5 protein-coding genes are annotated in these 6,442 nt (G+C 53.3%); all 5 read left to right on the top strand.

Features of this window, described 5'->3' with window-relative positions:
• Window positions 1–1,335 (top strand): FAD binding domain-containing protein (locus tag QZ766_RS05440; protein ID WP_297198396.1); only part of this gene is annotated, 1,335 nt, incomplete at its 5' end.
• 12 nt (window positions 1,336–1,347) lie between these two features.
• Entirely contained in the window at window positions 1,348–1,806 is a 459-nt protein-coding gene (locus QZ766_RS05435; protein ID WP_297198393.1) for a (2Fe-2S)-binding protein, read from the top strand.
• 63 nt (window positions 1,807–1,869) lie between these two features.
• On the top strand, window positions 1,870–2,475 hold the full coding sequence (locus QZ766_RS05430; RefSeq protein ID WP_297198390.1) for an NTP transferase domain-containing protein: 606 nt from the start codon (window positions 1,870–1,872) through the stop codon (window positions 2,473–2,475).
• A 449-nt stretch (window positions 2,476–2,924) separates the two neighbouring features.
• Window positions 2,925–4,916 (top strand): S8 family serine peptidase, encoded by a 1,992-nt coding sequence (locus QZ766_RS05425; RefSeq protein ID WP_297198388.1) that lies wholly within the window; start codon window positions 2,925–2,927, stop codon window positions 4,914–4,916.
• 1,123 nt (window positions 4,917–6,039) lie between these two features.
• A partial coding sequence (gene tssB, locus QZ766_RS05420) for a type VI secretion system contractile sheath small subunit (protein ID WP_297198385.1) occupies window positions 6,040–6,442 on the top strand: 403 nt, incomplete at its 3' end.

Below are 6,442 nucleotides of genomic sequence, written 5' to 3'. Positions count from 1 at the left end.
GCGGACATCGCGGTGGATATGCGCACCGGTAAAGTGACCGTCAATAACGTGGTGGCTACTCACGACGTGGGCAAAGTCATCAACCCGGTCGGCTTTACCGGACAGGTCTACGGCGGCGTGCTGCAGGGGATGATCGGCTACGGCATGCTGGAGGACTTCAATACCGAACACGGGGTGGTGAAATCCGAGAACTTCGACACCTACCTGCTGCCCACCATTAAAGATATGCCGCATATCGACGTTATCGCGGTGGAAAACCACGACAAGGCGGGCCCGATGGGGGCGAAAGTCATCGGCGAGCCGGTGCTGGAGCTGGGTGCCGCGGCGCTGAACAACGCGGTGAGCTTTGCTATCGGACGCTGGAACCGCACCCTGCCGTTGACCCTGGAACAGGTGCGTCTGGGCTACAACCTGAAGAAACCGGAGCGCCAGAGTGAGCAGATGCTGGAGTCCGGCGACAAAAAGCAGGTGCACCGCCTGAACACCCTTTCCCTGAGCGTGCCGACTTCCCTGAAAGAGGCGCTGGCGCAAATTGCTGAGAAGGGCGCAATGCCTATTGCCGGCGGAACCGATGTGCTGGTGCAGGCCCGGATGCAGTCCGGCGATGTGCCGCTGGTCAATATCGCCGGTCTGGCGGAGCTGAAGGAGATTTTCGACGTGGACGGCGGGATCTCCATCGGATCCGGCGTCTGCTTTACGGATCTGGTCCGGCATCCGCTGATTCAACAGCGCTATCCGCTGCTGGTTACCGCCTGTAAGACCGTTGGCTCCCTGCAGCTGCGCAACCGCGCCACCATCGGCGGCAACATCGTTAACGCTGCGCCGTGCGCCGACTCCATGCCGCCGCTGATCATTTACGATGCGGAAATCGAGCTGCGCAGCGTGCGCGGCATGCGCCGGATGCCGGTCAGCGAGTTCGTTACCGGCGGCTACCGCACCCAGCTGGAAGCCGACGAGCTGGTCACGCGCTTTATCATCCCGGCTCCGAGCAAGCAGCCGCTGATTAACCGCTATCTCCAGCTGGGACGTCGCAACGCGCTGAACATCACCCGCCAGAGCCTGACCGGCCAGTTTATGGTCGATAACGGCATTATCCGCAGCTGCCGGCTGGTGGACGGTGCGCTAATGAGCAAGCCGCAGCGTCTGGTTGACGTGGAGCAGTCGCTCACCGGCAAACCGCTGTGTGCGGAAACCATCGAAAGCGCGGCGCAGATCCTCAGCGCGCAGGTAGAAAAAGCCATCGGCGGCCGCTGGTCGGCGCCGTACAAAATCCCCGTATTCATCGATATGTTCCGGCAGATGCTGCAGGAAGTGATGACCGAGCAGAAGAAATAAGGAGCCGCGACCATGAACCATATTGAACTGAAAGTGAATGGCATCCGCATCGAACGCGATGTTGAAGACAACCTGCGCCTGATTGATTTTCTGCGCGAAGATCTGCGCCTTACCGGCACTAAAGAGGGCTGCTCGGTGGGCGAGTGCGGGGCCTGTACCGTGATCATGGACGGCAAGTCGGTGTGTTCCTGCCTGCTGCTGGCCGCGCAGTGCAACGGTGCAGAAGTTACTACCGTGGAAGCACTGCATCACGATCCGGTGGGCAAAAAGCTGCAAAACGCGTTCGTGCGCCACGGCGGCGTGCAGTGCGGCTTCTGCACCCCGGGCGTGCTGATGAGCACCAAGGCGCTTCTGGATCAGAATCCCTCCCCGAGCGATGACGAGCTGAAAGAGGCGCTGGAGGGCAACCTCTGCCGCTGCACCGGCTACCAGCCGATCATTACCTCCATCAAGGCGGTGCTGAAAGCGTAAAGACGACAGCGCCGCCGGTATAAAACGGCGGCGCTTTTTTTCAGGTCCCACGAGGACAAGCTTATGTCTAAAACAGAGTCCAGACAGTGCGTGATGCTGGCGGCGGGCCTCTCCAGCCGCATGGGCAAATGGAAAATGGTGATGCCCTGGGGAGCCGGCACCATACTCGACAGCGCGCTGGCCAGCGCGCTCTCTTTTTGCGACCGGGTAGTGCTGGTCACCGGTTTTCGCGGCGACGAGCTGGCCGCCTATTATCAGGATCATCCCCGGATTGATATTGTGCACAACGCCGATTTCGAGGCGGGAATGTTCTCCTCCATCCAGCGCGGCGCGGCGGCAGTCACCTCATCGCGCTTCTTCCTCGCCCTTGGCGATATGCCGGAAGTCACGCCCGGGGTGTACCGCGCGCTGTGGGCCAGGCCGGAGCACGGCGCCTGCCTGATCCCCGGCTACGATCGCGGCAAGGGCCATCCGGTGCTCCTTCCCCGGCAGGCGCTGGCGCTGATTAAAAATGCCCCGGAAGGCGCCACCATGAAGGACGTGGTGCGCCAGCTGGAAACCAGAGTGGTGCCGGTAAACGCCGAAGGGATCCACTGGGACGTGGATACGCCGGTGGATTATGAGCGGGTAGGGCGCTGGAGCCGGGGAGAGACAGAAGCTGTTGGCTAAGTGATAATAAACGTGCTTAAGCAGGCGCCATCCTACATCGGGATGGCGCTTGTGTTTATGGTTAACACCACCGTTCAGAGGCCCGGCAAGAGCTAAAATAGCGCGGTCTACTGCAGCCTCACGCTGATTTATGAAATGGAGTTCGTAGTGTTTTTTTTGCTATAAGCAATTAATATCGCCGCAGCGATTTTAATAAAAAATACATATTTTTACGGTCCATTCTATTGCTGCTTTTAAGTTTAGAATATAATTCATAATAACATTGTGGTTATATGTCATTATTAATAGTGAGTTTTTAAAAAAAGAAATATTTATTGGTGATTTAAGCCGTGTTTCCTATATTTACCCTCAGGCGCTCTGTTCCGTGCGCTATCCCTGAACATTGTGCTACTTATTAAAAAGTAATAACTCAATTAATAAATAACCATTAAGGATTATCAGAGGGTTTTATGGCTAATTATCTCCAGGTACAAAAGACAGCGCTCGCCGCGGCAATTATTTGCTGTGCGGCAAGCGCGCCAGCGCAGGCTGAGGTAGTAAATGATGCAAGCGCTGTTAGTGCGGCGGATGCCTATTCTCTCGGTACTGAATCAAAAGCCGCTGCTGAAAAAGAGCAGTCCGGTGACGATCTCAAACTGTCGCCCTATTTATACCGCATGAAGGAGGATGTGGCGCAGGAGGCGGAAACGCGGGAAGGCATATCTACCCGCAGCAAGCGCTCGCTGGACGAGAGTCAGCAACCCACCACAATTAATGTTGATATTATTATTGATGGCAATATCGAGCAGGCACGCGCCCCGCTTTCCGGGGCCGGGCTTACCGTTAACGCGGTGTATGGCAACAGCGTCGGGGGCACTATTGCACCTGAAAATCTTGAGGCGCTGTCAAAAGTCAGCGCAGTTAAACGCATTAACATGCCGGAAATAGGCGCCAAGGCAGGCGAGGTTGAGAATCAGGCCGATTTTGTCCAGTTCAGCAAGAAGGTAAAAAGCAGCCTTAAAAATGCGCCTGGTGGTAAAGGGCTGACTATCGGCATATTATCTACATCCTGGAATTGCCTGAGCCAGTTCAGAAATCCCAATATGCCGAATATCACCGCGCAGGATGATGTTAATAACGGTGAATTACCCGGCGACGTATATGTGGTGAAAGAGACGGGCTCGTGTTCTGAAACCAGCAATGACGAAGGGCGGGCGATGGCCCAGCTGGTTCACGATATTGCTCCCGATGCAAAAATAGCCTACTACTCGCCGGACACCCTAACTGACTTTGCTCAGGGTATTCAAACCCTGGCAATGCCGAAAGGCCAGTATGATGCCTCGGGCCGGGAAGGGGCAGGGGCGAATATTATCGTCGACGACTTATATTTCTTCGCCGAACCGTTTTACGAGACGGGCATTGTCGGTGATTCGATCACCCGCGTTGTTAAAAAAGGCGTGCCCTATTTTGTGGCCGGTGGCAACTTCACCAAGAAAAATGGCGGCAGCGTCTACCGCAATAATCATCCCCGGTTCGTAGCCTATTCACCGGGCAGAAAAAGCCCTTTTCAGGATGAAAATGCCCAGATACTGCAGATCAGCGAAAGCGGAAATGCCACCATTTTGCCCGTGACGCTGCAAAAAAACCGCAGCCAGAAAATTGGTATCTGGTGGGATCAGTCCTATGCCAAAGGTAACCAGTCGAAGATGGTGGCCTGCCTGACCAAAGCCGACGGCAGCCAGATTAACGGCAATGAGTGGTGTTTGCGCCAGCCTCTGGGGCAGGATCCCATCGCGCTGATGAGGATAACGCTGCCGCGCAATATGGCCGGCGGCACTTACGGCATCCAGCTGTTCTATACTGGCGGCGTCAAGCCGGGGTCCATTACCGTGATGGGCTTTAATAATGTCAGCGTTGATCCCCGTCTGGGCACCTCCCGGGGCACAATTTACGGCCATACCGCCACTCCGGCGGCGTTTACCCTCGGGGCTGCCGATTTTGCCGATACGCCGCAGTGCGGCATCGACGTGACGCAGACGAAAATGGAGGCTTTCTCCTCCTACGGCAATTCAGCGCTGCTGTTCGATGTTCAGGGTAAGTCAATTCATCTGATACCGAACAAGCCGGATGCCACCGCCGTTGACGGCGTTTCTACCAGCTTCTTCTCCGGCAGGCTGCCGGATCCCAATAATCCGCCGACCTTCCGGGATCCCGCCTGCAATTACACTTCGGAATACACCTTCCACGGCACCTCGGCCGCTGCGCCGAATGCCGCTGCTGCCGCGGCGTTGATCATGCAGGATAATCCGGGCATCACGCCGGAGAAACTGTATAAGGTGCTGCAGCAAACCGCGACGACCATTGGCAGCGCGCCGGCTGAGGGCAAGTACAATTACGTGTCGGGCTACGGGTTAATTAATACCCTTAAGGCGATTGAAACCCTGCGGGCCGAACGCAATTGAGTTATGGGCAAGGCAGGGCGCTGTTTCCTGCCTTGTCGTTAGCACATTGCCGTGCCATACCGGGCTGCGTTTTTTACGCTGACGCCGCAGCGCGTAAACGAAGGTGTTCTCATACTACTCTTAGCTATCTTAATGCGGCTTGTTCAATGCTGTTTTTCTTCAGCCTCTGCAAGCGCTTTCAGAAGTTCAGTAACGTGAAGTAAGTAGAGTTTTTTCTTTAACGTCCGAAGTACCTGGCCGTATTTGGGGCGGTTTTCATCACGTGAATTATTATTTCCATCAGATTCATATCTTAAATAATTCAAGTTGTTTGACAAAGCAACGCTTGCGCTGCAGCAGCAGGTGAGCGAATCCCGGGGAGTTCACTGGAGTGACTGAGGTGACCAACACCTCAGCCTGAACCAGATTTAACATCGCAGGGATGAGGCTCGTGAATGAAGTGAGTAACAAAGAGAATTTTTGCTCAGCATAAAGTGCTATGAGTGTATTTAACATTACTTATGATTTAACTCAATGAGTAATCAAAGTCCAATGAATAAAAACATGTGTTATTCCTATATAAAATTGAACTTAGCCTGTAGGAATATATGTATATTATAATAGATATATTCACAAGGTTGATGGATGAAAAAGTTTCATTAGTTAATTGTTTAACATGTGTAATCTATTTATGGCGTTACTCGTGATTCTATCAAGGTTGTTCGTAATCTTGTTTTAGTTGAATGCTTGTTGATGTCGATCAACAAATATAGGAAAACGATAAAACACCGGGTGTGATGTTTTTTTTGGTTGTTAATCATGGAAATAATGATTTTTGCAGTGTTTTATTTCTTAATGTTGGTTTTTTTACCTGTCCAATAACAAAGCTTTTGGTTTTTATCTTACTTCTTTGAACAGGTTTATTATTATGGGTAATTGATTTTATATAATAAATTACACTACTGTCTTAGCGATACTTCGTTTTTATATCCTTAATATTTTGAATTGTTTAGAGGCGGCAAGTGAGATAATTCTCGGGGCTTAGTTTCTGTAAGTGACCGGGGGAACGAGTGCAGCCAACTCACAAGCAGCTTGAAGCGTGACGGGTATAAATATCAATGCCAATAACTAAGGGATAAAGGACATGGCCGACAGCTTCCAGAGTGAAGTACCCAAAGCACGTATTAATCTCAAACTCGACTTACATACCGGCGGCGCGGGGAAAAAGACCGAACTCCCGCTCAAGCTGCTGGTGACGGGGGATTTCAGCAACGGGCAGGAAAAAGCCCCGCTGTCTGAACGCGAGAAGCAAAACATCAATAAGAACAACTTCGACTCGGTGCTCGCCGAGTACGCGCCGCGGGTCAGCCTCGCGGTGAAAAACACCCTCGCCGGCGACGGCAGCGAAGAGAACGTTGACCTCACCTTTCGCAGCATGAACGACTTCACCCCCGAGCAGGTGGCCCGCCAGATACCCCAGCTGAAGGCCATGCTCGCCATGCGCAGCCTGCTGCGCGACCTCAAGGCTAACCTGCTCGACAACCAGG

Origin of the sequence: uncultured Pluralibacter sp., from assembly GCF_913775985.1 — a bacterium.
In the GTDB taxonomy this organism is placed as follows: Bacteria; Pseudomonadota; Gammaproteobacteria; order Enterobacterales; family Enterobacteriaceae; genus Pluralibacter.
Note: the sequence above shows the minus strand (reverse complement) of the source record. Positions and strands in the feature narration are given on the sequence as shown.